General features: G+C 70.1%; 22 protein-coding genes, 1 tRNA gene and 1 other annotated feature. Of the genes, 10 read left to right on the top strand and 13 right to left on the bottom strand.

From position 1 onward, the window contains the following. Positions 1-3: 3 nt before the first annotated feature. A complete protein-coding gene (locus C9J87_RS14860; protein WP_010832788.1) occupies positions 4-759 on the bottom strand; it encodes an inositol monophosphatase family protein in 756 nt (251 codons plus the stop codon). 107 nt (positions 760-866) lie between these two features. On the opposite strand from C9J87_RS14860, the gene C9J87_RS20470 reads away from it, so the two are divergent. Next, positions 867-998, top strand: coding sequence for a hypothetical protein (locus C9J87_RS20470; protein WP_269634810.1), 132 nt, complete (start codon positions 867-869; stop codon positions 996-998). After that, positions 995-2137 carry a N(5)-(carboxyethyl)ornithine synthase gene (locus C9J87_RS14855; RefSeq protein ID WP_010832787.1) on the top strand — a complete coding sequence of 381 codons (1143 nt, stop codon included), beginning with the start codon at positions 995-997 and terminating at the stop codon, positions 2135-2137. The genes C9J87_RS20470 and C9J87_RS14855 overlap by 4 nt, the downstream gene beginning before the upstream one ends. A gap of 6 nt (positions 2138-2143) precedes the next feature. On the opposite strand, the gene C9J87_RS14850 is transcribed toward C9J87_RS14855, so the two are convergent. From C9J87_RS14850 to thrS, 4 genes are all read right to left on the bottom strand, one after another. Beyond that, positions 2144-2629 (bottom strand): HIT family protein, encoded by a 486-nt coding sequence (locus tag C9J87_RS14850; protein WP_232820069.1) that lies wholly within the window; start codon positions 2627-2629, stop codon positions 2144-2146. Continuing rightward, positions 2626-3336, bottom strand: coding sequence for a TetR/AcrR family transcriptional regulator (locus tag C9J87_RS14845; protein WP_107705916.1), 711 nt, complete (start codon positions 3334-3336; stop codon positions 2626-2628). Before C9J87_RS14845 ends, C9J87_RS14850 begins: the two co-directional genes overlap by 4 nt. 71 nt (positions 3337-3407) lie before the next feature. Next, the gene (locus tag C9J87_RS14840; protein WP_107705915.1) at positions 3408-4367 is read right to left on the bottom strand and encodes an AurF N-oxygenase family protein; all 960 of its coding nucleotides are present in this window, start codon (positions 4365-4367) and stop codon (positions 3408-3410) included. Between the two features lie 72 nt (positions 4368-4439). Next, a complete protein-coding gene (thrS, locus tag C9J87_RS14835) occupies positions 4440-6434 on the bottom strand; it encodes a threonine--tRNA ligase (RefSeq protein ID WP_107705914.1) in 1995 nt (664 codons plus the stop codon). 183 nt (positions 6435-6617) lie between these two features. Here thrS and C9J87_RS14830 point away from each other — a divergent pair, with 183 nt between their 5' ends. Next, positions 6618-7436, top strand: a complete 819-nt coding sequence (locus C9J87_RS14830) for an SGNH/GDSL hydrolase family protein (protein ID WP_157953218.1) — start codon at positions 6618-6620, stop codon at positions 7434-7436. A gap of 118 nt (positions 7437-7554) precedes the next feature. Here C9J87_RS14830 and C9J87_RS14825 read toward each other — a convergent pair whose 3' ends face one another. Next, complete coding sequence (locus tag C9J87_RS14825) at positions 7555-9348, bottom strand: ABC transporter ATP-binding protein (protein ID WP_232820068.1); 1794 nt, start codon at positions 9346-9348, stop codon at positions 7555-7557. A 143-nt stretch (positions 9349-9491) separates the two neighbouring features. Here C9J87_RS14825 and C9J87_RS20040 point away from each other — a divergent pair, with 143 nt between their 5' ends. Both C9J87_RS20040 and C9J87_RS14820 read left to right on the top strand, forming a co-directional pair. Beyond that, on the top strand, positions 9492-9635 hold the full coding sequence (locus tag C9J87_RS20040; RefSeq protein WP_198016985.1) for a GPGG-motif small membrane protein: 144 nt from the start codon (positions 9492-9494) through the stop codon (positions 9633-9635). Beyond that, positions 9632-10267, top strand: coding sequence for a methyltransferase (locus tag C9J87_RS14820; RefSeq protein WP_010832780.1), 636 nt, complete (start codon positions 9632-9634; stop codon positions 10265-10267). The genes C9J87_RS20040 and C9J87_RS14820 overlap by 4 nt, the downstream gene beginning before the upstream one ends. Positions 10268-10271: 4 nt before the next feature. On the opposite strand, the gene C9J87_RS14815 is transcribed toward C9J87_RS14820, so the two are convergent. Further along, a complete protein-coding gene (locus tag C9J87_RS14815) occupies positions 10272-10478 on the bottom strand; it encodes a CDGSH iron-sulfur domain-containing protein (protein ID WP_107705911.1) in 207 nt (68 codons plus the stop codon). Further along, the gene (locus C9J87_RS14810) at positions 10475-11434 is read right to left on the bottom strand and encodes an iron-containing redox enzyme family protein (protein ID WP_107705910.1); all 960 of its coding nucleotides are present in this window, start codon (positions 11432-11434) and stop codon (positions 10475-10477) included. The genes C9J87_RS14815 and C9J87_RS14810 overlap by 4 nt, the downstream gene beginning before the upstream one ends. 118 nt (positions 11435-11552) lie before the next feature. On the opposite strand from C9J87_RS14810, the gene C9J87_RS14805 reads away from it, so the two are divergent. The 3 genes from C9J87_RS14805 to C9J87_RS14795 all read left to right on the top strand — a co-directional run bounded on the left by C9J87_RS14805 (position 11553) and on the right by C9J87_RS14795 (position 14156). Beyond that, the gene (locus C9J87_RS14805) at positions 11553-11987 is read left to right on the top strand and encodes an SRPBCC family protein (protein ID WP_107705909.1); all 435 of its coding nucleotides are present in this window, start codon (positions 11553-11555) and stop codon (positions 11985-11987) included. Beyond that, complete coding sequence (locus C9J87_RS14800; RefSeq protein ID WP_107705908.1) at positions 11984-13579, top strand: phytoene desaturase family protein; 1596 nt, start codon at positions 11984-11986, stop codon at positions 13577-13579. Before C9J87_RS14805 ends, C9J87_RS14800 begins: the two co-directional genes overlap by 4 nt. Before the next feature lie 79 nt (positions 13580-13658). Beyond that, positions 13659-14156, top strand: a complete 498-nt coding sequence (locus C9J87_RS14795) for a hypothetical protein (RefSeq protein ID WP_010832776.1) — start codon at positions 13659-13661, stop codon at positions 14154-14156. A gap of 243 nt (positions 14157-14399) precedes the next feature. Here C9J87_RS14795 and C9J87_RS14790 read toward each other — a convergent pair whose 3' ends face one another. Next, on the bottom strand, positions 14400-14753 hold the full coding sequence (locus C9J87_RS14790) for a hypothetical protein (RefSeq protein ID WP_157953217.1): 354 nt from the start codon (positions 14751-14753) through the stop codon (positions 14400-14402). A gap of 493 nt (positions 14754-15246) precedes the next feature. Here C9J87_RS14790 and C9J87_RS14785 point away from each other — a divergent pair. Continuing rightward, positions 15247-16484, top strand: a protein-coding gene (locus C9J87_RS14785) for an IS3 family transposase (protein ID WP_107705906.1) whose coding sequence is annotated in 2 segments (ribosomal slippage) — positions 15247-15529 and positions 15529-16484 — 1239 coding nt in all. Because the reading frame shifts where the segments join, the coding sequence is not laid out codon by codon here. Beyond that, positions 15528-15656 (top strand) — a sequence feature (AL1L pseudoknot). It overlaps the preceding gene by 129 nt. A gap of 86 nt (positions 16485-16570) precedes the next feature. On the opposite strand, the gene C9J87_RS14780 is transcribed toward C9J87_RS14785, so the two are convergent. Together C9J87_RS14780 and C9J87_RS14775 are read right to left on the bottom strand one after the other, a co-directional pair. After that, positions 16571-16642 (bottom strand) — tRNA-Val (locus tag C9J87_RS14780). A 39-nt stretch (positions 16643-16681) separates the two neighbouring features. Continuing rightward, on the bottom strand, positions 16682-17179 hold the full coding sequence (locus tag C9J87_RS14775) for a PGPGW domain-containing protein (protein ID WP_107705905.1): 498 nt from the start codon (positions 17177-17179) through the stop codon (positions 16682-16684). A 199-nt stretch (positions 17180-17378) separates the two neighbouring features. Here C9J87_RS14775 and C9J87_RS14770 point away from each other — a divergent pair, with 199 nt between their 5' ends. Beyond that, positions 17379-17804, top strand: a complete 426-nt coding sequence (locus C9J87_RS14770; RefSeq protein WP_107705904.1) for an SsgA family sporulation/cell division regulator — start codon at positions 17379-17381, stop codon at positions 17802-17804. Positions 17805-17816: 12 nt separating this feature from the next. Here C9J87_RS14770 and C9J87_RS14765 read toward each other — a convergent pair whose 3' ends face one another. Then, on the bottom strand, positions 17817-19634 hold the full coding sequence (locus C9J87_RS14765) for an ABC transporter ATP-binding protein (RefSeq protein ID WP_332871076.1): 1818 nt from the start codon (positions 19632-19634) through the stop codon (positions 17817-17819). Further along, complete coding sequence (locus tag C9J87_RS14760; protein WP_107705940.1) at positions 19631-21421, bottom strand: ABC transporter ATP-binding protein; 1791 nt, start codon at positions 21419-21421, stop codon at positions 19631-19633. Before C9J87_RS14760 ends, C9J87_RS14765 begins: the two co-directional genes overlap by 4 nt. Positions 21422-21445 lie beyond the last annotated feature (24 nt).

Below are 21445 nucleotides of genomic sequence, written 5' to 3'. Positions count from 1 at the left end.
AGGCTACCTGTCGAGGAGCCGGTCGCAGATCTCGGCGACCGCGCTCGGGACCCCGGCCACGTGCCAGTCGACCCCGGCGGCGTGCACGACGCGGGACTCGCCGCCCACCCCGCGGATGATCGCTGCGCCCGGCAGCCGGTCCCAGTCGGGCACCGAGTGCTGGAAGAGCACGTCGCAGCGGCCCTGGGCGATGGCGACCGCGTCCATCGTCCCCGAACCCATCATCCGCAGGGTCGCGACGCCCTCGACAGCGCGGACGAACGCCGCACCGATCTCGCCCTCGTAGAACGGCGGGTGCAGATAGGTCGTGGCGCAGCTGTCGCGCAGCGGGCGGTCCGTGAGCGGGCTGATCGCTCGCGCGTTGTGGCTGCTCGGCAGGGCCGGCCCGCCGACGTACGTCGAGCCGCTGGACGCGTGGTGCACCGCACCGAGGACGAGCTCCTCGCGGTCGACCAGGGCCAGGGCGCTGCACCACCAGTCGAGTCCGCGGTGGAAGTTGTAGGTGCCGTCGACGGGGTCGATCACCCAGGTCCGACCACTGGTGCCGACCTGGTCGGCGCCCTCCTCCCCCACGATCGAGTCGTCGGGGCGCTCGCGGCGCAGCGTCTCGACCACCTGCGCCTCGGCCGCGTGGTCGGCGGCCGTCACGACGTCGGAGACGTGGGTCTTGGTCTCGGCGTCGAGCCCGCGGGCCAGCATGCCGGCCGCGAGGGCGCCGGCGTCGCGGACGAGGAGTGCGGCCAGCTCTGCGTCATCCACGGCGGGCACGCTACCCGGGAACGAGGTCGTCGTGGTGAAGCGTCGGTGGACGCGCAACGTACTGTGGCAAGACGGAGCAATCTTGCTCCGCCAACCAGGGAGTCCCGATGGCCGACAAGTCGCCACGGCAAGGCATGACCAAGAAGTCCAAGTCCATCAAGGAGAAGCGGGCCGACAAGCAGGCCAAGGCTGCGGGCGGCAGCGCCGCCGTGGAGAGCTTGGGCAGCAAGAAGAAGTGACGCTCCTCAGCCTCGGCATCGTCGGCACCTCCACCAAGGAGAACGAGCACCGACTGCCTCTCCACCCCGACCACCTCGTCCGCCTGGACCCGCGCATCGCTGCGCGCACCACCCTCGAGCACGGGTACGGCGAACGCTTCGGTCGCAGTGACGCCGACCTGGCCCCGCTCGTCGCCGGGTTCGCGACCCGCGAGGAGATCATCACCGGCTCCGACGTCGTGGTGCTCCCGAAGCCCCAGCACGAGGACGTCGCGGCCATGCACGCCGGCCAGGTCCTGTGGGGCTGGCCGCACTGCGTGCAGGACCCGACGATGACGCAGCTCGCGATCGACCGCGAGCTCACCCTGATCGCCTTCGAGGCGATGAACCACTGGACTCGCGACGGCTCGGTCGGCCTGCACGTCTTCCACAAGAACAACGAGCTCGCGGGCTACTGCTCGGTGCTGCAGGCGATGGAGCTCGTCGGCATCACCGGCGACTACGGTCGCCGGCTCAGCGCCGTGGTCATCGGCTTCGGCGCGACCGCGCGTGGGGCGGTCACCGCCCTCAAGGCCCACGGGGTCAGCGACGTCGCCGTGCTCACCACGCGGGGCGTGGCCGCGGTCGGCTCACCGATCCACTCCGTGCAGATCCGCCAGTTCGACCACGACCCGGACGACCCGGCCAACACCCAGGTCATCACCGACCGGGGCCGGGTCCCGCTGGCGCCGTACCTCGCGGAGAACGACATCGTCGTCAACTGCACGCTGCAGGACACCGCAGCCCCGTTGACCTACCTCGCCACCGAGGACCTCGCCGCGTTCCGCCAGGGCAGCCTGATCGTGGACGTGTCGTGCGACGAGGCGATGGGCTTCACCTGGGCCACGCCGACGACCTTCGACGATCCGATGTTCACCGTCGGTGGCCGCGTGCACTACTACGCGGTCGACCACAGCCCGTCCTACCTCTGGAACTCCGCGACCTGGGAGAACAGCGAGGCGCTGATGCCGTTCGTCGAGACGGTGCTCTCCGGCCCCGCCGCGTGGGCGGCCGACGAGACCATCACGCGCGCCATCGAGATCCAGGACGGCCGGGTGCGCAATCCTGCGATCCTGTCGTTCCAGGGACGCGCGGAGGCCCACCCGCACCCGGTCGCCTAGCGGCGATCAGCCCCAGGCGTCCGCGAGCAGGCGGCGGGTGTCCTCCAGCAGCTGCGGCAAGATCTTGGTGTCGCTGATGACGGTGATGAAGTTGGCGTCGCCCGACCAGCGCGGAACGACGTGCTGGTGCAGGTGCGACGCCAACGACCCGCCCGCGGGACCGCCGAGGTTGAGCCCGACGTTGAAGGCGTGCGGCGTGCTGACCTTGCGGATCACCCGGATCGCCTGCTGGGTCATGGCCATCAGCTCGCCCGACTCGTCGGGCGTGAGGTCCTCGAGCTCGGCGACGTGGCGGTAGGGCAGCACCATGAGGTGGCCGGGGTTGTAGGGGTGCAGGTTGAGCACGGCATAGGCGGCGTCGCCGCGCGCGACGATCAGGTTGACCTCGTCGTCGCCCTGCGGGATCCGGCAGAACGGGCAGCCGTCGGCCGTCATGTCCGAGCGGACATAGGCCATGCGGTACGGCGTCCAGAGCCGTTCGAGGTCACTCACTGCGCGGCCTCGGGACCCGGGCCGGCGAGCAGCTCCTCGATCGGCTGGTCCGCGCGCAGCTCGAGCCCGAGCGCGTCGGCGTGGCCGTGGAGCTGGAACCACACGGAGGCCGTCGTGAGCTCCGCCAGCACCTCGGCGCTGGGCTCGCGCTCCGGCCTGGCCAGCCACCGCCGTACGACTCCGAAGGCACCGCCGACGAAGCCGTGGACGAGGGGGTCGATCGCTGCTCGTTCGTCGGCGCTGAGCTCGAGCCCGAGGATCTCGAGGGCGGTCCCGATCAGCTCGACGACGCGGCCGGCGATCACCGCGACCCCCTCGTCGAGGGGGTTGCCGCCACCGGGTTCGCTGGTGACCGCGACGCCGTGCAGCGCGGGATGGGCCGCGGCCCAGTTGACGTACTCCGCCACGGCGCGCTCGATGATCTGCGGGATCGTGCCCTCCAGCGTGAGCACGGGCAACAGGTGGGCCCACACGTCGTTGAGGATCGCGGCCCGGATCGCCCGGTCCAGCTCGGCGCGGTCGGTGAAGTGACGGTAGATCACCGTGCGGCCGACGCCTGCGCGCTCGGCGATGTGGGCGACGTTGACCTCGTCACCGGGCGGCGTCGCCTCGATGACCTCGAGCGCGGCGGCCAGGATGGCGGCGCGGCGCTCGATGTTGTGCTGCTCCCAGCGGACCTGGCGGCCATCTGTGGGCCCGACGCTCATCGCCCCTCCGCATGTTCGGCTACACGGTCTCGCGGAGCCTACTCGTCGGGGTCGTCGCCGGGCCCGGCGGCTCAGGCGGCAGCAGAGGCGGGCTCGCCGCGGAACCTGGCCGAGCGGCCGTCGATCTTGAGCAGCCGCCAGACCCGGCGCGAGACGGGATTCATCAGGCCGATGTCCTCGCTGAGCATCCGGACGTCGCCGAACAGGTCGCGCAGCACCTTCCGCGAGCTCGGCTGGGCCCAGTAGACCTCCTTGAACACGTCGTCCGGGAGGCCGATGTCGCGGCGCGCGCGCTTGCTCGGCTTGATGATCTCGTCGCACAGCCAGCGCATGACGACCGGTGTGAGCACGGCGACCAGCTGGCGCTCGATCGGGCCGAGCCTCGGTGCGTTGAAGGTGAGGTACTGGTGGGCGAAGCCGATGTGGCGGGCCTCCTCGGCGACGTGGATCTGCATGATCCGCTGCAGCAGAGGGTGCATGTCGTCGCCAGCACGCAGCACGGCCTTCTGCATGTGGTCGATGGGCTCCTCCCCCGCCAGCACTCCGATGAAGAAGCCGAACGGCACGATGCTGGCGGCGAGCGGCAGGATCGGGGCCACACCGCGGAAGAACCTCGACCCGCCGGCGACGTCGGCACCGGAGCGATTGACGAACTCCTGGAACATCTGGGTGTGGTGGCACTCCTCGGTCGCCTCGTGGGTGGCGTAGCGGAACTCCGGGGAGCCGTTGGGCAGGCGGTGCAGGTAGTTCATGATGCCGGCGATCAGGACCTGCTCGAACTGCAGGCCGACCTTGGTGACGTTGGCCTGGAGGTAGAGACCGACTCGGACCTGCTCCTCCTCGGGCAGCCCGAGGTACCACTCGTGCGACCCGAGCACGTGCTCGCGCGGCAGCTTCCAGCGTGGGTCTGCCGGGTCGACCGCGAAGTCCGGGTGGTCCCAGTCGATGTCGACGAAGGCGTCGAAGTGCTGCTCGACCGAGGCTTGCGAGAGCGTGCGAAGGCTGTCGTGGAACTCCTGCTTCGTGGTCATACCCCGAAGTTAGCGTGACGTCGTGTCGGTGTAAATGGATACACGCGACACGACGTCACATATATTTCGGGCTCAGACCTGCTCGCGGCTCGCCACGGCGCTCGCGACCCTGGCGATGGCCTCCTCGAGGGGCACGCCGTTGTCCTGGCGGCCGTCGCGGTAGCGGAAGCTCACAGCGCCCTTCTCGATGTCGTCGTCGCCGGCGATCATCATGAACGGCACCTTCTGCAGCTGGGCGTTGCGGATCTTCTTCTGCATCCGGTCGTCGGAGTCGTCGACCTCGACCCGCAGCCCGGCCACCTTCATCTGCCGCGCGACGTCGTGGAGGTAGTCGTTGTGCTTGTCCGCGATCGGGATCGCCTGCACCTGGACCGGCGCGAGCCAGGGCGGGAACGCTCCGGCGTAGTGCTCGACCAGGACGCCGAAGAAGCGCTCGAGCGAGCCGAACTTCGCCGAGTGGATCATCACCGGCTGGTGCTTGGCGCCGTCGGCGCCGTTGTACTCGAGCTCGAAGCCCTTGGGCTGGTTGAAGTCGTACTGGATCGTCGACATCTGCCAGGTGCGGCCGATGGCGTCGCGTGCCTGCACGGAGATCTTGGGACCGTAGAACGCCGCGCCACCCGGGTCGGGCACGAGCTCCAGGCCGGAGTCGATCGCGACGTCCTCGAGCACCTTGGTGGCCACCGCCCACTCCTCCTCGGTGCCGACGAACTTGTCGGGCTTGGCGTCGTCGCGCGTCGAGAGCTCGAGGTAGAAGTCGTCGATGCCGAAGTCGCGCAGCAGGCCGAGGACGAACTCCAGGAGGTGCTTGACCTCGGCGGGCGCCTGCTCAGGGGTGACGTAGGAGTGGCTGTCGTCCTGGGTCAGCCCCCGGACGCGGGTGAGGCCGTGCACGACGCCGGACTTCTCGTAGCGGTAGACCGAGCCGAACTCGAACAGCCGCAGCGGCAGCTCGCGGTAGGACCGTCCGCGCGAGCGGAAGATCAGGTTGTGCATCGGGCAGTTCATCGCCTTGAGGTAGTAGTCCGACCCCTCGAACTCCATCGGCGGGAACATCGTGTCCTTGTAGTAGGGCAGGTGTCCGGAGGTGTGGAACAGCCCCTCCTTGCTGATGTGGGGGGTGCCGACGTAGTCGAAGCCCTCCTCGATGTGGCGCTGGCGGACGTAGTCCTCCATCACCCGCTTGATGACGCCGCCCTTGGGGTGGAACACCGCGAGGCCGGAGCCGATCTCGTCGGGGAAGCTGAACAGGTCGAGGTCGCGCCCGAGCTTGCGGTGGTCGCGGCGCTCGGCCTCCTCGATGCGGTGGAGGTGCTCGTCGAGTGCCTCCTTCGTCTCCCAGGCGGTGCCGTAGATGCGCTGGAGCATCTTGTTCTTCTCGTCGCCGCGCCAGTACGCCGCTGCGGTCCGCATCAGCTTGAAGGCGGGGATCCGCTTGGTGGTCGGGAGGTGCGGACCGCGGCACAGGTCGGACCACTTGGCCTCGCCGTTGCGACCGATGTTGTCGTAGATCGTCAGCTCGGCACCTTCACCGCTGTCCACCTCGACGCTCGCACCCTCGGTGTCGTCGGCCCCGGCGCCGCCCTTGAGCCCGATCAGCTCGAGCTTGTAGGGCTCGTCCTGGAGTTCGTTGATCGCGTCGGCGTCGGTGGTGACCCGGCGCTCGAAGCGCTGGTTCTCCTTGATGATCTTGCGCATCGCGGACTCGATCTTGGTGACGTCCTCCGGCACGAACGGGGTCTCGACGTCGAAGTCGTAGTAGAAGCCGTTCTCCACCGGCGGCCCGATGCCGAGCTTGGCCTCGGGCCAGAGCTGCTGGACGGCCTGGGCCATCACGTGGGCGGTCGAGTGGCGCAGGATGTCGCGGCCGTCGTTGCTGGCGATGTCGACGCCCTCGACCTCGTCACCGTCCCGGAGCTCGTAGGCGAGGTCCTTGAGGTCTCCCCCCACCCGGGCGGCGATGACGTCGGCGTCGTCCTTGAAGAGCTCCCAGGCCTTGGTGCCCGTCGTGGTCGAGTGCTCCTGACGCTGGCCAGCGTGGATGCGGACGACCTTGATGTCGGACACGTGGTGCTCCTTGAGTGGTGCGAGAAACGGACGGTGCCGATGCTATCGGCCGGTCTCGTCCCGACTCACCCCAGTTTGCCGCTGGGGCCGACGACGTCTCAAAACGCGCAGGAGCCCTCGACACGGTGTGACGCGCACCACCATGCTCACGCGCACCAACTATCGCTAGGAGACACACCCCCGATGCGTCACACTCCCCTGCGCAACACCCTTGCACTCCTCGTGGCGGGTGCCACGGCACTCGTCGCGCTCGCCACCCCCGGCGCCCAGGCTGCCAAGGCGGCAACCCCCGACGGCTACGTCGCCCTCGGCGACTCCTACTCCTCCGGCAACGGCGCCAACTCGACCAACCTCGACTTCTTCTGCAACCGCAACACCTACGCCTACCCCTACCTCGTGGCCCAGCAGCGCCCCAACACGGCCCTGACGTTCGTCGCGTGCGGCGGTGCCACCACCACCGACGTCAACAACAACCAGATCAGCGCGCTGACCTCGACGACGAAGTTCGTCACGATCACGATCGGTGGCAACGACATCGGCTTCGTCAACCTGCTGACGAGCTGCTGGGCCTACAACGACGACGCCCAGTGCCAGGCGGCGGCGGACACCGCGAACGGCAAGATCGCCAACCAGCTGGGAGCCGCCCTCGACGGCACCTACGCCCGGATCAAGGCTGCGTCCCCCACCGCCACCGTCGTGGTCCTGGGCTACCCCAACCCGCTGGGCACCAACCTCTCGTGCCTGGCCGCGGACGGCATCAGCACCGCCAACCGCACCTCGATCAGCTCCGTGGTGACCAACCTGGAGTCGAAGATCTCGAACCGGGTCGCCGCCGCCGGGTTCACCTACAAGTCGGCGATCTCCCCGTTCGGCGGGCACGACATCTGCGCCAGCGACCCCTGGGTCAACGGCAAGGCCTGGAACCTGGGCGACGCCTACCACCCGTCGCGCAGCGGCTACGCCAACGGCTACGCCCCGCTGGTGCGCGCGGTCATCGGCTGATCGAGCTGGACCACCGGCTGCAAACCGCCACCGGATCGTCGGACGTTGATCCCAACGTCCGACGATCCGGTCGCCCCGGCAGCCACCTCGTCGGACGTCCCGGCGGACGTCCGACAGCTCAGCGGGCGGCGAGCTCGCCCGTCTGCACCCGCCACAGGGCGGCGTAGGCACCGTCGAGCGCGAGCAGCTCGTCGTGGGTTCCGCCCTCGATGACCCGGCCGGCGTCGAGCACCCAGATGCGGTGCGCGTGCCGGACGGTCGAGAGCCGGTGGGCCACGACGATCGCGGTGCACTGGGCCGTCGCGCGGCGCAGCGAGCGCTGGATCGCGGCCTCGGTCTCGTTGTCGACCGCACTGGTCGCCTCGTCCAGCACCAGCACGGCCGGGTCGCGCAGCAGGGCCCGCGCCAGGGCGAGGCGTTGGCGCTGGCCGCCGGAGAGGGTGACGCCACGCTCCCCCACCCACGCGTCGAGCCCGCCGGGCAGTGCCTCGATGAAGTCGAGCGCGGCGGCTGCCTCGGCGGCCGCGCGGATCTGCTCGCGCGTCGCGTCAGGCCGGCCGTAGGCGATGTTGTCGGCGATCGAGCCGGCGAACATGAACACGTCCTGCGCGACATAGCCCATCGATCCGCGCAGCGAGTCCCAGTCGAGCTCGCGGACGTCCTGGCCGTCGAGGAGCACCTGGCCCGAGCGCGCGTCGTCGAAGCGGAGCACGAGGCGCAGCAGCGACGACTTGCCCGAGCCCGTCGCGCCGACGATCGCGTGGGTCTCGCCGGCGGGGACGACGAGGTCGATGTCGTGCAGCACGTCCGGCCCGTCGCCGTACCCCGAATGCACGCCGCGCAGCTCGATCCGCCCCGCCACAGGTCGCGCGAGGGCGGTCGCGCCCGCGGGCACGGTCACGGGCTCCTCGAGCAGGCCGAGGATGCGGCTGGCCGAGGCCCGGCCGCGCTGGTAGAGGTCGAGCACCTCGGCCACGCCCGTGAGCGGCCACAGCAGGCGCTGGGTCATGAACACCAGCACGGAGTAGAGGCCGACCTCGAGGTCACCGCGCAGCGCCGCCCAGCCCCCGAGCAGGAGGGTGCAGGTGAAGCCGGCGAGGATCGCCATCCGGACGAGCGGGACGAACGCAGCGGACGAGCGGATGGCAACGGTGTTGGCGTCGCGGTAGGCCATGGACACGGCTGCCACCCGGTCGCGCTCGCGGTCCTCGGCCGTGAACGCCTTGATCGTGGCGATGCCCGCGAGGTTGGCGCTGAGCGTCCCAGACAGGTCGGCCACGGCGGACCGCACCCGGACGTAGAGCGGCTCGAGGCGTCGCTGGAACACCAGCGAGCCCAGCACGATGACGGGGATCGGCAAGAACGCCAGCACCAGCAGCTGGCCGGACGCGACGGCGAAGACGCCGCCGACGAGCAGGATGTTGAGCGCGGTCTGGAGGATCGCGGGCGCACCGATGTCGAGGAAGCGCTCGAGCTGGTTGACGTCGTCGTTCAGCGTCGCCAGCGTCGAGCCGGCCGGGCGTGACTCGTGCCAGCCGAGGTCGAGGTGCTGCACGTGGTCGTAGGCCTCGACCCGCAGGTCGTGCTCGACACCCTGGGCGAGACCTCGCCACAGCACGTCGGCGACGTACTGCGTGGCGGACTCGATGACCCAGACGACGACGTTGATGACCGCCAGCCAGCCCAGCTGCGCGTAGCGCGACTCGACGCCGAGCAGGTCGCCGATGAAGGAGGCGTCGCCGCGTACGACGACGTCGACCGCTGCGCCGATGAGCAGCTCGGGCATGACGTCGGCGACCTTGTTGACCGTCGAGGCGACGACGGCGCCGATGAAGCGGCCGCGGTAGGCGCGATAGCGCTTCCAGAGCGCGCGCAGGGGCTGGTCGGCGTCATGGGTGACTGCCTGGGACACGCGGTCCTCCATCAAAACGTCGGGGTTGGGCGGCAGCAACCGTAGGCTCGACGGTATGCAGCGCCGCGTGGTGGGTACGGCAAGTGGCAGCAGCCACCTGCGCCATCCGCGGCGCACAACTCCCCACAGATAGAAGGTGCGTCATGACAACACTTCTCTTCATCATCGCCGCGATCCTGGTCATCGCCGGAATCGTCTCCCTGGTGCGCGGACAACTGGTGATGGGAGCCGTGCTCATCGTCGTAGGCCTGCTCGTCGGCCCGGGTGGCTACAGCATCTTCAGGTGACGACCGAGAGCCTGGCCTTCGGATCGCTGGCGATCGCGTTCGACCACCGGGTCCTGCGCCCGCGCGAGTGGACGGTGGCGCAGTCCGAGTGGGCTGCCCAGATCCTGCGTACGGCGCCGGACGGACCGGTGCTCGAGCTGTGCTCGGGGGCCGGGCAGATCGGGTTGCTGGCCGTCGCCGGCTCCGGGCGTCCGCTGGTCTGCGTGGACGCGAGCGACGTGGCCTGCGAGTTCGCCCGCACGAACGCGCTCGCGGCCGGGTTGGCCGAGCAGGTCGACGTGCGCCACGCTCCGCTGGAGAGCGCCGTGGGTCCGACCGAGGTGTTCGCGCTCGTCATCGCGGACCCGCCGTGGGTGCCGCGTCTCGACACCGGACGCTTTCCCGAGGACCCGCTGTCGGCGATCGACGGCGGTCCTGACGGCCTCGACGTCGCGCGCGCCTGCCTCCAGGTGATTCGCCGGCACCTCGCGCCCGGCGGTTCGGCGTTGCTCCAGCTCGGCACCACGGAGCAGGCCGACGTGCTCGCGGACGAGGAGCTGCACCTCGCCGACGCACTGACGCTGAGCGAGGTGCGTCAGCAGGAGCGCGGGGTGCTGGTGCGGATCGACCGGGACGCCGCCAGCGCGGAGTAGCGGCTCAGTCGCCCCTGCGGGCGATCACCTTGTGCGTGCCGTCGCACCACGGCAACCGGCTCGACTTCTCGCAGCGGCACAGCGCGACGACCGGTCGCTCGACGGCGTGGACGCGACCGTCGGCGTCCTCGACGCTGCGCACTCCCCGGACCAGCATCGGCCCGTCCGGGACGAGGACCACCTCGGAGTGCTCGAACGCCTGGGGACTCATGACGCGACTCCCCAGCGGTCGAGCATCGCCGTGGCGAACCGCGCCTCGAGGTCCAGGCAGGTGAAGGCGCCGAACAGGATGTCGCCCGCCTGCTCCGGCTGCTCCTCGGCCAGGGTGCCGCAGATGTCGCGGAGGGCCGTCTGCTCGTGGATCGCGTCCGCCTCCACGTGCTCGTCGTAGTAGCGCACCATCTCCTTCGGCAGCCCCAGCCGGGCGAATCCCTGCACCATGCGGCGGGACGGCAGGGAGCTGGTCGCCTCGAAGGCGGCGAGGTGTCCCATGGCAGCGCCCCGGAGCCGGCGCTGCATGCCGAACATGCTCGCGGCGTTGTTCATCTCGAACACCTCGGGCAGCGCGTCGTCGACGTACGCGCCGTAGTCGGACCGCAGGCCGACCGCCTCCAGCCCCTGGGCGAACAGGTGGGCGTGCAGGCGGTTGGGGTCGCCGTCGCCGTACTCGTCGAAGAGCAGCTCCACGAGGGCTGTCTTGGCCCGGACCGGGAGCCGGGGCACCACCCAGGCGGACTGGTCCGCCTCCTTGAGGTGGTAGACGGAGCGCTGCCGCAGCAGCTCCATCACCTGGTCGAGGTCTGCGCGCCGGTGGACGTGCTCGGCGAGGGACGGACCGTCGTGCTCCGCGACCAGGCGCACGAGCTCCGCAGGGACGTCGGCCGGCGCCGGCTGGGCGCCGGTCCAGCGGCCGCGGAGCCGGGCCTCCAGGTCGGTCTCGAGCCGCGCGCGCAGCAACAGCACGGGCGGGCTGGTCTCGGCCTGCTCGTGGACGTCCTCGAACCCGCCGTACGACAGCTCGTGCACCGCCCAGAGCGTGAGGTCGGCGTCCTCGGTGCTGTCCGGCTGGACGCCCACTCCTGTCTCGGAAGCCTGGTCGTCGGGCAAGGAGCGCAAGAGGTCGAACGCCGCTTCACTGAGGCTTCCGCGTGGCTTGGGGAGATACATGGATGAAGTTGTACCCCGAAATCGACAGATCAGGCGTGACCTCGGGCGACTGGTCACCGCTTTGTCGGGTACCGGCCATCGCAAGGACACCCCGACCCCGGACCTCCAAGGAGCTGTGATGGCCGAGAACACCCGACGCATGCACGCCACCCCCGAGCAGATGTGGGAGACCCTGAGCGACGGCTGGCTCTTCCCCGTGTGGGTGGTGGGCGCCTCGCGGATGCGGGAGGTGGACGACGACTGGCCCGCCGCCGGCAGCAGGCTGCACCACTCCGTCGGTGTCTGGCCCGCGCTGATCAACGACTACACGGAGGTCGTCGAGTGCCGGGCGCACCACAGCCTGACGTTGCGCGCTCGCGCCTGGCCGATGGGCGAGGCCCGGGTGGTCATCTCGCTGAGCCCGGTCGGCGCGGAGACCGAGGTCAGCATCGTCGAGGACCCCGTCTCCGGGCCGGGCGTGCTCGTGCCGCGGCCCGCGCGCTCGCTGGGCCTGAAGTGGCGCAACACCGAGACCCTCCGGCGCCTGGCGTTCGTCGCCGAAGGACGTCGATGACCTGGGACGCGGTGGTGGTCGGGGCCGGGCCCAACGGCCTGGTCGCAGCCAACAGGCTGCTCGATGCCGGGTGGTCGGTGCTCCTGCTGGAGGCCCAGCCCGAGGTCGGCGGTGCCGTGCGCAGCGACCGGGAGGTGCACCCGGGCTTCGTGCACGACACGTTCAGCGCGTTCTACCCGCTCGCCGCCATCTCCCCCACCATCGCGTCCTTCGACCTGGAGGACCACGGGCTGGTGTGGCAGCACGCGCCCGCCGTGCTCGGCCACCCCTTCGAGGACGGCAGCTGGGCGGTGCTGCACCGCGACCGCGAGCTCACGGCGGCGGGGCTCGACGACCTCCACCCCGGCGACGGCCGGGCGTGGCTGGAGCTCTGCGAGCAGTGGGACCGCGTCGGTCCGCACCTCATCGGCGCCCTGCTCACGCCCTTCCCACCCGTGCGCCACGGGGTCGGGCTGCTGGCCGCGCTCCGGCACGTCGGCGGCCTCGACTTCGTCAAGACCCTGCTCACCCCGGCCACGACCCTGGTCCGGCAGCGCTTCGGTGGCGAGGGCGCGCGCCTGCTGCTCGCCGGCAACTCCGCGCATGCGGACATCCCCCTCGACTCGCCGGGCTCCGGCCTGATGGGGCTGCTGCTGGCGATGCTCGGGCAGACGGTCGGCTTCCCCGTCCCCGAGGGCGGTGCCGGCGGGCTCTCGCGGTCGCTGGCCCGACGGTTCCTGGCCGGTGGCGGTGAGATCCGCACCGACGCCGAGGTCGAGCACGTCGAGGTCACGCGCGGTCGCGCCGTCGCGGTCCGCACGATCGGTGGGGAGCGGTACGCCGCTGGGCGAGCCGTCATCGCCGACGTGCTCGCGCCCACGCTCTACACGCGCCTGCTGGAGCGCTCCGACGTGCCGGAACGGGTCTTCAGGTCCCTCGAGACGTTCGAGCTCGACCCCGGGACGGTGAAGGTCGACTGGGCGCTGGCCCGCCCGGTCCCGTGGCAGGTGGCGCCGGACACGGCGTGCGGCACCGTGCACGTCGCCGACTCGGTGGCCGACATGGCGCTCGCCATGTCGCAGGTGCAGGCAGGCGCCGTACCCGCCTCTCCGTTCATGCTCTCCGGCCAGATGACCACCGCCGACGCCACCCGCTCCCCCGCCGGGACCGAGTCCTTCTGGGCCTACGCGCACGTCCCGCAGCACACCCGCAGCGACGCCGGGGACGGCGGGATCCGTGGGGTGTGGGACCGCGATGACTGCGAGCGCTTCGCCGATCGCATGCAGGCCCGGCTCGAACGGCTGGCGCCCGGCTTCGGCGACGCTGCGCTCGCGCGACGGATCCTGGGTCCGCGGGAGCTGGAGGCGCGCAACGCCAACCTGGTGGGCGGCTCCCTCAACGGCGGCAGCGCCCAGCTCCACCAGCAGCTGGTGCTGCGGCCACTGCCGGGGCTCGGACGGGCCGAGACGCCGGTGCGGGGTCTCTTCCTCGGCTCCGCCTCCGCCCATCCGGGCGGAGGGGTCCACGGCGCCTGCGGGGACAACGCCGCCCGGGCCGCGCTCGCGCACGACCGGCTGCGGCGGGTGCTTCCCGGACGTGTGGCGAGCCCCTAAGGGTCCGGCCACCAGGAGGAGGGGCAGCCGGGGGCGTTCCCCGATGCGCCGTTCCGCCAGCAGGGCAGAGAGTCAGCAGATGACCATGACGACCCGCCTTGCCGCGCTGATCGCCCCCTCGGGACTGTTGGTCTACAGCGTCCTGCGCTGGCTCGACGGCCGCGACGGACACCACGGCCCCGGCCTGGCCTGGGACCTCGGCCACTCTGCGTTCCTCATCGCGTTCATCGCGTTCGCGACTCTGACCGTCGCGATCGGTCGCACCGTCGCGACGAGGATCGCCTTGATGACCACGGCCACGACCGTGCTCGGTGCCGCTCTCTTCGTCTGGGTCATCGTCGGCGACCTGTCGCCCGACTTCAAGGACTGGGCGAGCATGCCGGACGTCCTGAAGTTGATCGGCCCGCCCGCGTTCGTCCTGGGCTTCGTCGCCACGCTCCATCTCGCCGGTCGATCCGGGGTCGCGCCGCGCTCCAGCGCCTGGCTCGCGCTCGTCGGGTTCGTGCTGATCATCGTGGAACTCGATCTGCTCCCGCTCGCGGCGTCGTGCTCCTGGTCGCGCTCAGTCCGCTCGTGAGTCGGCAGCGCCGGCCGGTCCCCCTCTAGCCCTTCGAGCGGTGCGGCATCTGTTCGGCGAGGGCGCTATCGGAGCTAATGGAGGACGCCGCTCTCGACACAGGGCAGAGCGTTGCGCATGTCAAGAAGACCGCGCAGGTCGGCCGCGCCTTCGCTGAGACCGCGAAGCAGTACGTCGCGTGCAACCGGGCCCATGGGCGCGGTCATCGCAGTGAGCTTTCGGCCCAACGAGACGGTCTCTCCGTCAGCCAGCGGATGGCTCGTGAGCGGTTTCATCAAGCACTGAGAGCTGCTCGGTGAGGAGGTGTCGCATCTGGCTGCGATGGCGCCTGTCCATCTCACGCAGCGTGGCGATCTGTGTCTCAAGGGTTGTCTTCTCATCGCTCAGATCGGCCAGTGCCGTGACGCGCTCGCGGTCGAGCGCGGCGGCCTGCTCCGACTTGCGGCTGGCCAGTTCGGCTGCGACCCGATCCGCCTCGTTGCGACTGGCCTCCAGGATCGCGTCAGCCTTGGCCTGTGCGGCGCTCACCAGCGATTCGGCCTCCGTCCCCGCGTCGATGACGAGCCGGTCGGCGGTGAGGCCAGCCAGCTCGAGCATCCGCTCAACGGCACTCGTTGGGGTCTCCTGGGCCGCGATCGGCGTCTGGACCGGGCGTAGGTCTTGATCGGAGCTCGGCGACATGTTTCTCCCAAGAGTTGGTCGTGTGCTGGTCTGCCACGTGGGCGGTTGATTCGGCGACAGATGGGCTGTTGCGCCCAGCCCGGGCGGGCCGGGCTGGGCGCCGAGCCGACTTACCTGGGAGGGGTGGAGCAGCCCGGATGCGGGTTTACAGCGTTCTCAACCTGCATCAAGGCCGCAAGTTACGGACACTTCCATGACTACCCGCGGGTAGGTGAGGCGGATCACGCCAAGCACCGGGTTACCGCCCAGTTTGCGAGATGCAGGCGCTTCGACATGGCCGCTGCCCATGCGGTCGCGGGGGCGCCCCCAGACACGAAGTCACTCGAGCCGAACGGGGCTCGCCAGATGCACGAGAGGCTGAACCGCCCCGGGATGTCCGGAGAGTTGATTCGTTGGAAGGATCTCTCTCATGGCACGTCCCTCGAAGTACCCGACCGAGCTGCGTGAGCGCGCGGTGCGGATGGTGATCGAGTCCCGTCAGGACTACGAGAACGAAACAGCAGCGATGCGATCAGTGGCCGCCAAGCTGGGCATCACGTCACTGGAGTCGCTGCGCAAGTGGGTCCGGCGCGCTGAGATCGACGGTGGTGTCCGCCAAGGCAAGACCACCGAGGAGATCGCCGAGATCAAGGCGCTGCGCAAGGAAGTCACCGAGCTACGGCGGGCGAACGAGATCTTGAAGGCGGCCTCGGCTTTCTTCGCGGCGGAGCTCGACCGCCCCAACCGGTACTGATCGACTTCATCGAGAACCACAAGGACGAGTTCGGGGTCGAGCCGATCTGCCGGGTGCTCAGCGAGCACGGCGCCAAGATCGCCCCGTCGACTTTCTATGAGGTGAGGTCGCGGCGTCCGTCGCGCCGTCAGGTCCGTGACGCCGAGTTGGTGGCGTTGATCGAGGCCGAGCGGGAGCGGCAGAAGTTCATCCGCCGCTTCGGGGCACGGAAGATGTGGCTTCACTTGCGCGGCCAGGGCCACGACGTCGCCCGGTGCACGATCGAGCGGATCTACCGGCAGCAGGGCTGGGTCGGGGCGCTGCGGCAGCGGCACTTCAAGCCGCATCCGTCCGACGGTTCGCCGCGACCGGTGGACTTGGTGGACCGTGAGTTCTGGGCAGCGCGCCCAAACCAGTTGTGGGTCGCGGACTTCACCTACGTCCCGACCTGGTCGGGGATGGTCTACGTCGCGTTCGTCTTCGACGTCTTCTCCCGGCGCATCGTCGGCTGGCGGGCCGCCACCCGGATGACGACCGACCTGGTGCTCGACACCCTCGAGCACGCAATCTGGACCAGGCAGCAGGCAGGTGTCACCGACCTGACCGGGCTGGTCCACCACACCGATGCAGGGTCCCAATACGTCAGCTTCGCGTTCACCGAGCGGCTCGTCGAAGCCGGCGTCGACCCGTCCGTCGGGTCGGTCGGTGATGCCTACGACAACGCGCTGGCGGAGTCCCAGATCGGGCTCTACAAAGCCGAGCTGATCCGACCCGAAGGCCCCTGGCGCGGTGTCGAGCACGTCGAACTGGAGACCCTGAACTGGGTCGACTTCTTCAACAACGAGCGCCCCCACCAGGCCCTTGCCGACCTAACCCCGATGGCAGCCGAAGAACTTCACTACGCTGCCAAGAACGACCTCATGCCGACCGGCTGAGCCCACAAAAACAGTCTCCGGAAACTCCGGGGCGGTTCAGGCCGCCTCCCCGACGGGAAACGGCCTCTGATGTGCACGAACGTGGGTGGGCGATACTGGGTTCGAACCAGTGACCTCTTCGGTGTGAACGAAGCGCGCTACCACTGCGCCAATCGCCCGTGTGGTGCGGCGGGAACTCTACAGGCCCTCGCGCTCACTCACGAAACCGGTGCCTCGTCATCGATATTCTCGATCGCCTCCGTCAGCTCCTCGACCGCCTCGGGGTGGCCGTGGAAGCGCTTGTAGGAGTAGGCGATCAGCGCCAGCGCGATCACCGCTGAGGCGATCTGGGTGATGCCGGTCCACAGCCCACCGGGCAACCAGAGGACCTCCGGGAACTGCCACCAGGACGGCGCGGGGGGCGACATGATCCACAGCACCCCGCACGCAGCGAGGATCAGTGCACCGAGGACCGAGGCCACGATCCGGGGCCAGGTCTCGACGCCCTCGGCCGCGCCGCGCAGGGCGCGGAGGCGGACCGGCTCGACCCGCCGCTCGGCCCAGTCGTACTGCTGGGAGAGCAGCGCCAGCCCGGCAAAGATGCCGAGCAGGCCCGGTCCGGGCAGGAAGATCGCGGCCACTCCGGCGACCAGGAGCACCCAGCCGAGGGTCTCCAGCACGACACGCTTGGCGGCACTGCCTCCGGGCACTCCCATCAGGCCTGCACCGCATCTCGACAGGCCCGTCGGGTCCCCGTGGTGATCACCCGACGAGCGTATCCGGTGGGCCCTGACGGCCGCCTCCGAAAAAAGGCACCGGAATCGCGTCATGGCCCCCGAGCAGGGGCGTCCCTGCTGATGTACAGACCAGCACCACGCCGGTTCCCCCCGACCGGCGGCCCCCGAAGGAGCCCCCATGAGTCAGCAGCCGGTTGTCGCGGACGTGGCGTTGGACGTCACGCTGGAATGCCTCGACGACAGCGGTCGCAGCCACCGCATCGACACGGTGCTCGGCTACACGCGACCGGATCCCTACGCCGTCACGATGACCTTCCTGACCGCCGACGAGCCGCTGACGTGGACCTTCGCGCGTGAGCTGCTGGTGCAGGGCGTGGCGGCATCGGCCGGCGAGGGCGACGTCCACATCTCCCCGTCGAGCAACGACGCGGGCCGAGCGATCATCCTGATCATGCTGAGCTCCCCGGACGGGCACCTGCTCCTCGAGGCGCCCACCGACGAGGTCACCGACTTCCTCGACCGCACGCTCGCCCTCGTGCCCAGCGGCACCGAGAGCCCGCACCTCGACCTCGACGACCTGATCTCGCAGATCCTCAGCGTCTGAGCGACTCGCCGCTCAGCCTGTGTGCTGGGCGATCCACGAGTTGTGCAGACCCGCGTAGACGCTCCCCGACTGGGTGACCAGCTCGGAGTGCGGTCCACGCTGCACCACCCTCCCCCGATCGACCACCACCACCTCGTCGGCGTTCTCGGCCGTCGAGAGCCGGTGGGCGATCGTCACCGACGTGCGCGACTGCATCAGGCGCTCCAGGGCCCGTCCGATCCTCATCTCGAGCTGCGGATCCACGGCACTGGTCGCCTCGTCGAGCACCAGGAGATCGGGGTCGGCCAGGTGCGCTCGCAGCAGTGCCACCAGCTGGCGCTCCCCTGCTGAGAGTGACTCCCCACGCTGGCCGACCCTGGTCTCCAAGCCGTTCGGCAGCGCGTCGATCCAGTCGCGCAGGCCGAGCTCGTCGGCCGAGGCCAGGATCTCCGCCTCCGTCGCGTCGAGCTTGCCGTAGCGCACGTTGGCCGTGATCGTGTCGTCGAACAGGAAGCCCTCCTGCGGCACCAGCACGACGCTGGTGCGCAGCGAGTGCTGCGCGATCTGGCGTACGTCGATGCCGTCGAGCAGCACGGCGCCGGACCCCGGGTCCATCAACCGCGTCAGCAGCTTGGCGAAGGTCGACTTGCCCGATCCGGTCTCCCCCACGATCGCCACCCGCGTCCCGGCATCGATGTGCATCGACACGTCGGAGAGCACGTCGGGCCCGTCGGGATAGGCGAAGGTCACGTCGTCGAAGGTGACGTCCAGCGGACCTCGCGGCAGCTCCTGCCCGTCAGGCCCGGGGTCGACGAGGTCGGCCGGCGTCTCCAGGATGCCGATGACGCGGCGCCAGCTCACGATGGCGTTCTGCGCGTCGGTGAGGATCTGCGTGCCCATCTGCACCGGCCCGACGAACAGCGTCACCAGGAACGCGAAGGCCAGCACCTTGCCGGCGGTCATGTCGGTCGTGAAGCCGAGCAGCACCCCCACGATCAGCACGCCGGCGTTGGCCAGCCCGGCCGAGATGCCGCCCAGCGAGAACGACACCACGGTGAACTTCTGCGCCCGGACGCTCGCACCCTGGAAGTCGGTGATCGCGGTGTCGATGCGGTGTTGGGTGCGGTCCTCGACGGCGTACGAACGGACGACCGCCGCGCCCACGACGGGCTCGCTGATCGCCCCGAGCAGCACGCCGACCTGGTGGCGGACCACGCCGTAGGCCTCGGACAGCTTGCGCTGGAAGTAGCGGATCGACATGAACAGGGGCGCGAAGCACAGCCACACGACGAGCGCGAGCTCCCAGCTGTAGATCACCATGATCACGGTCGCCACGAGGATCTGCCCGACGCTGACCACGAAGATCAGCCCGCCGAACACCAGGAACTGACTGACCTGGTCGACGTCGCTGGTCACGCGGGAGACGAGCGCGCCGCGGCGCTCGGTGTTCTGCGTCAGCAGTGGCAGGTCGTGCACGTGCCGGAAGGCCTTGATCCGCAGCGTCGCGAGCCCGCGCTCCGACGTCGTGAAGAGCCGCTTGGTCATGAAGTAGGACGCGAGGCTGGTCACCACGATCGCCAGCGCAGCAGCGATGCCGAGCCACACGACGTACGACAACCGCGGCCCGTCGGGACCGTTCAGTCCCTTGTCCAGCGTCTGTTGTACGGCGATGGGCACGACGACCTGACCACAGGAAGCCACGACGGCGAGCAGGAGAGTGACGCCCAGTCCCTCGCGCAGCTCGGGCGAGATCGCGACACCGCGCCGGATCGTGTCCATGGCGCCGATGTCGGCGCCGGAGTCCATCGCGGTCGCGGCACTGGTGGACCGGGTGGTTGCGGTCGTGCTCACAGCGACTCCTCGTGGGCGGCCTGCTCGTAGGCGTTGACGAGCCGTGCGTAGGCCCGGCTGCGGCCCAGCAGCTCGGTGTGGGTGCCGCGGTCGGCGACGGCGCCGTTCTCGAGGTGGATGACCTCGTCGGCGAGGCCGATCGTGGCCTTGCGGTAGGCGACCACGACCAGGGTCGTGTCGGTGGAGCCGGCGCGCAGGCTGGCCAGGATCCGGGCCTCGACCTCCGGGTCGACCGCGGAGGTCGCGTCGTCGAGGATCAGCAGCCGCGGACGCCGTACGAGCGCCCGGGCCAGGGAGATGCGTTGTCGCTGGCCACCGGACAGCGACGTGCCGCGCTCCCCCAGCCGCGTGCTCAGGCCGTCACCCAACGCGGCGACGAAGCCGTCGGCCTGCGCGGCGCGCAGCGCGGCCCACACCTCCTCGTCGGGGATGTCGGCGCCGAGGGTGACGTTGCCGCGGACGGTGTCGTCGAAGAGGAAGGCGGTCTGCGGCACCAGCGCGACCGAGCCGGCGAGCGCTCCCCGCTCGAGGTCGCGCAGGTCGGCGCCGTCGATGGCGATCCGCCCGGCGTCGGGGTCGACGAGCCGGGTCAGCAGGCTGGTCAGCGTGCTCTTGCCCGAGGCGGTGGCACCGACGAGCGCGACGGTGCGGCCCGGCGCGACGTCGAAGGAAACTCCCTTCAACAGGGGCGCAGCAGGGTCGTAGGCGTAGTGCAGGCCCTCGACCGCCAGGTGCGCACCGCTCTCGAGTGCGGGGATGCGCGCGGCGCCGTACTCCATGGAACCGGTCGCCGCGAGGACGGCCTGGGTGCGGCGGAAGCCGACCACGCTGCGCGGGAACTCCCCCAGCAGCCAGCCGATCGCGCGGATCGGAAAGGACACGATGGTCAGGAGGTAGGCGACCGTCACCACGTCGCCGGCGTCGGTCGCGCCGCTCGTCACCCGCGAGACACCGACCGCGAGCACGACGAGGACGCCGACGTTGGGCAGGGAGGCCAGGGTCGGGTCGAAGGCGGCGCGGATGCGACCGGCGCGGATGTTGACGTCGCGCAGCATCTCGGCCTTGTGCGCGAAGCGGGCCGTCTCCTCGCTCTCGCGGCCCAGCGTCTTGACCACCATCGCGCCGTCGAAGGACTCGTGCGCGATCTCGCTGACCTCCGCGCGCAGTCCCTGGGCGTGGGTCATCAGCGGCGAGGCGAGCCGCTGGTAGGCGAGGTTGGCGATCACGACGGCCGGGAAGACGAGCAACCCGACGACGGCCAGCACGACGTCCGCGAGCAGCATCTGGATGACTGCGATCACCATCATCACGACGGTGCCGAGCGCCATCGGCAGCGGCGCGATCGGTCCCCACGCGGCCTCGACGTCGGAGTAGGCGTTGGAGAGGAGCTGGCCGGTCGGGTGCCGCTGGTGCCACTCCATCGGCAGCGTGAGGTACTGCCTGGTCACCGCGCGGCGGGTGTGCGCCTGCATGCGGTACTGCATGATGCCGGCCCCGAGCCGGCGCGCGACGATGCCGACGGCGCGCAGGATCGCTACGCCGAGGAACAGCGCCAGCACCGTCCAGAGCAGGCCGGTGCCGATCTCGCCGGTCTCGAAGGCGGGGATGACGACGTTGTCCGTGGACCAGCCGAGGACCCACGCATCGGCGACGGTGAGCACGGCGAAGAGCACCGACCCCAGGGTCGAGAGCACGAAGATCCCGGGCTCGCGCCGGATCGCGTGACCCAGCACAGCGAAGCCCTCACGGGTCGTCGTTCCCTGCAGTGTTGCCCCCTCGTCACTCACCACCGCAGGCTACCTGTGGCCCCA

This window comes from Nocardioides allogilvus (assembly GCF_003047285.1).
In the GTDB taxonomy this organism is placed as follows: Bacteria; Actinomycetota; Actinomycetes; order Propionibacteriales; family Nocardioidaceae; genus Nocardioides; species Nocardioides allogilvus.
The sequence above is the reverse complement of the archived record's forward strand: the minus strand, read 5'-3'. Positions and strand labels throughout refer to the sequence as shown.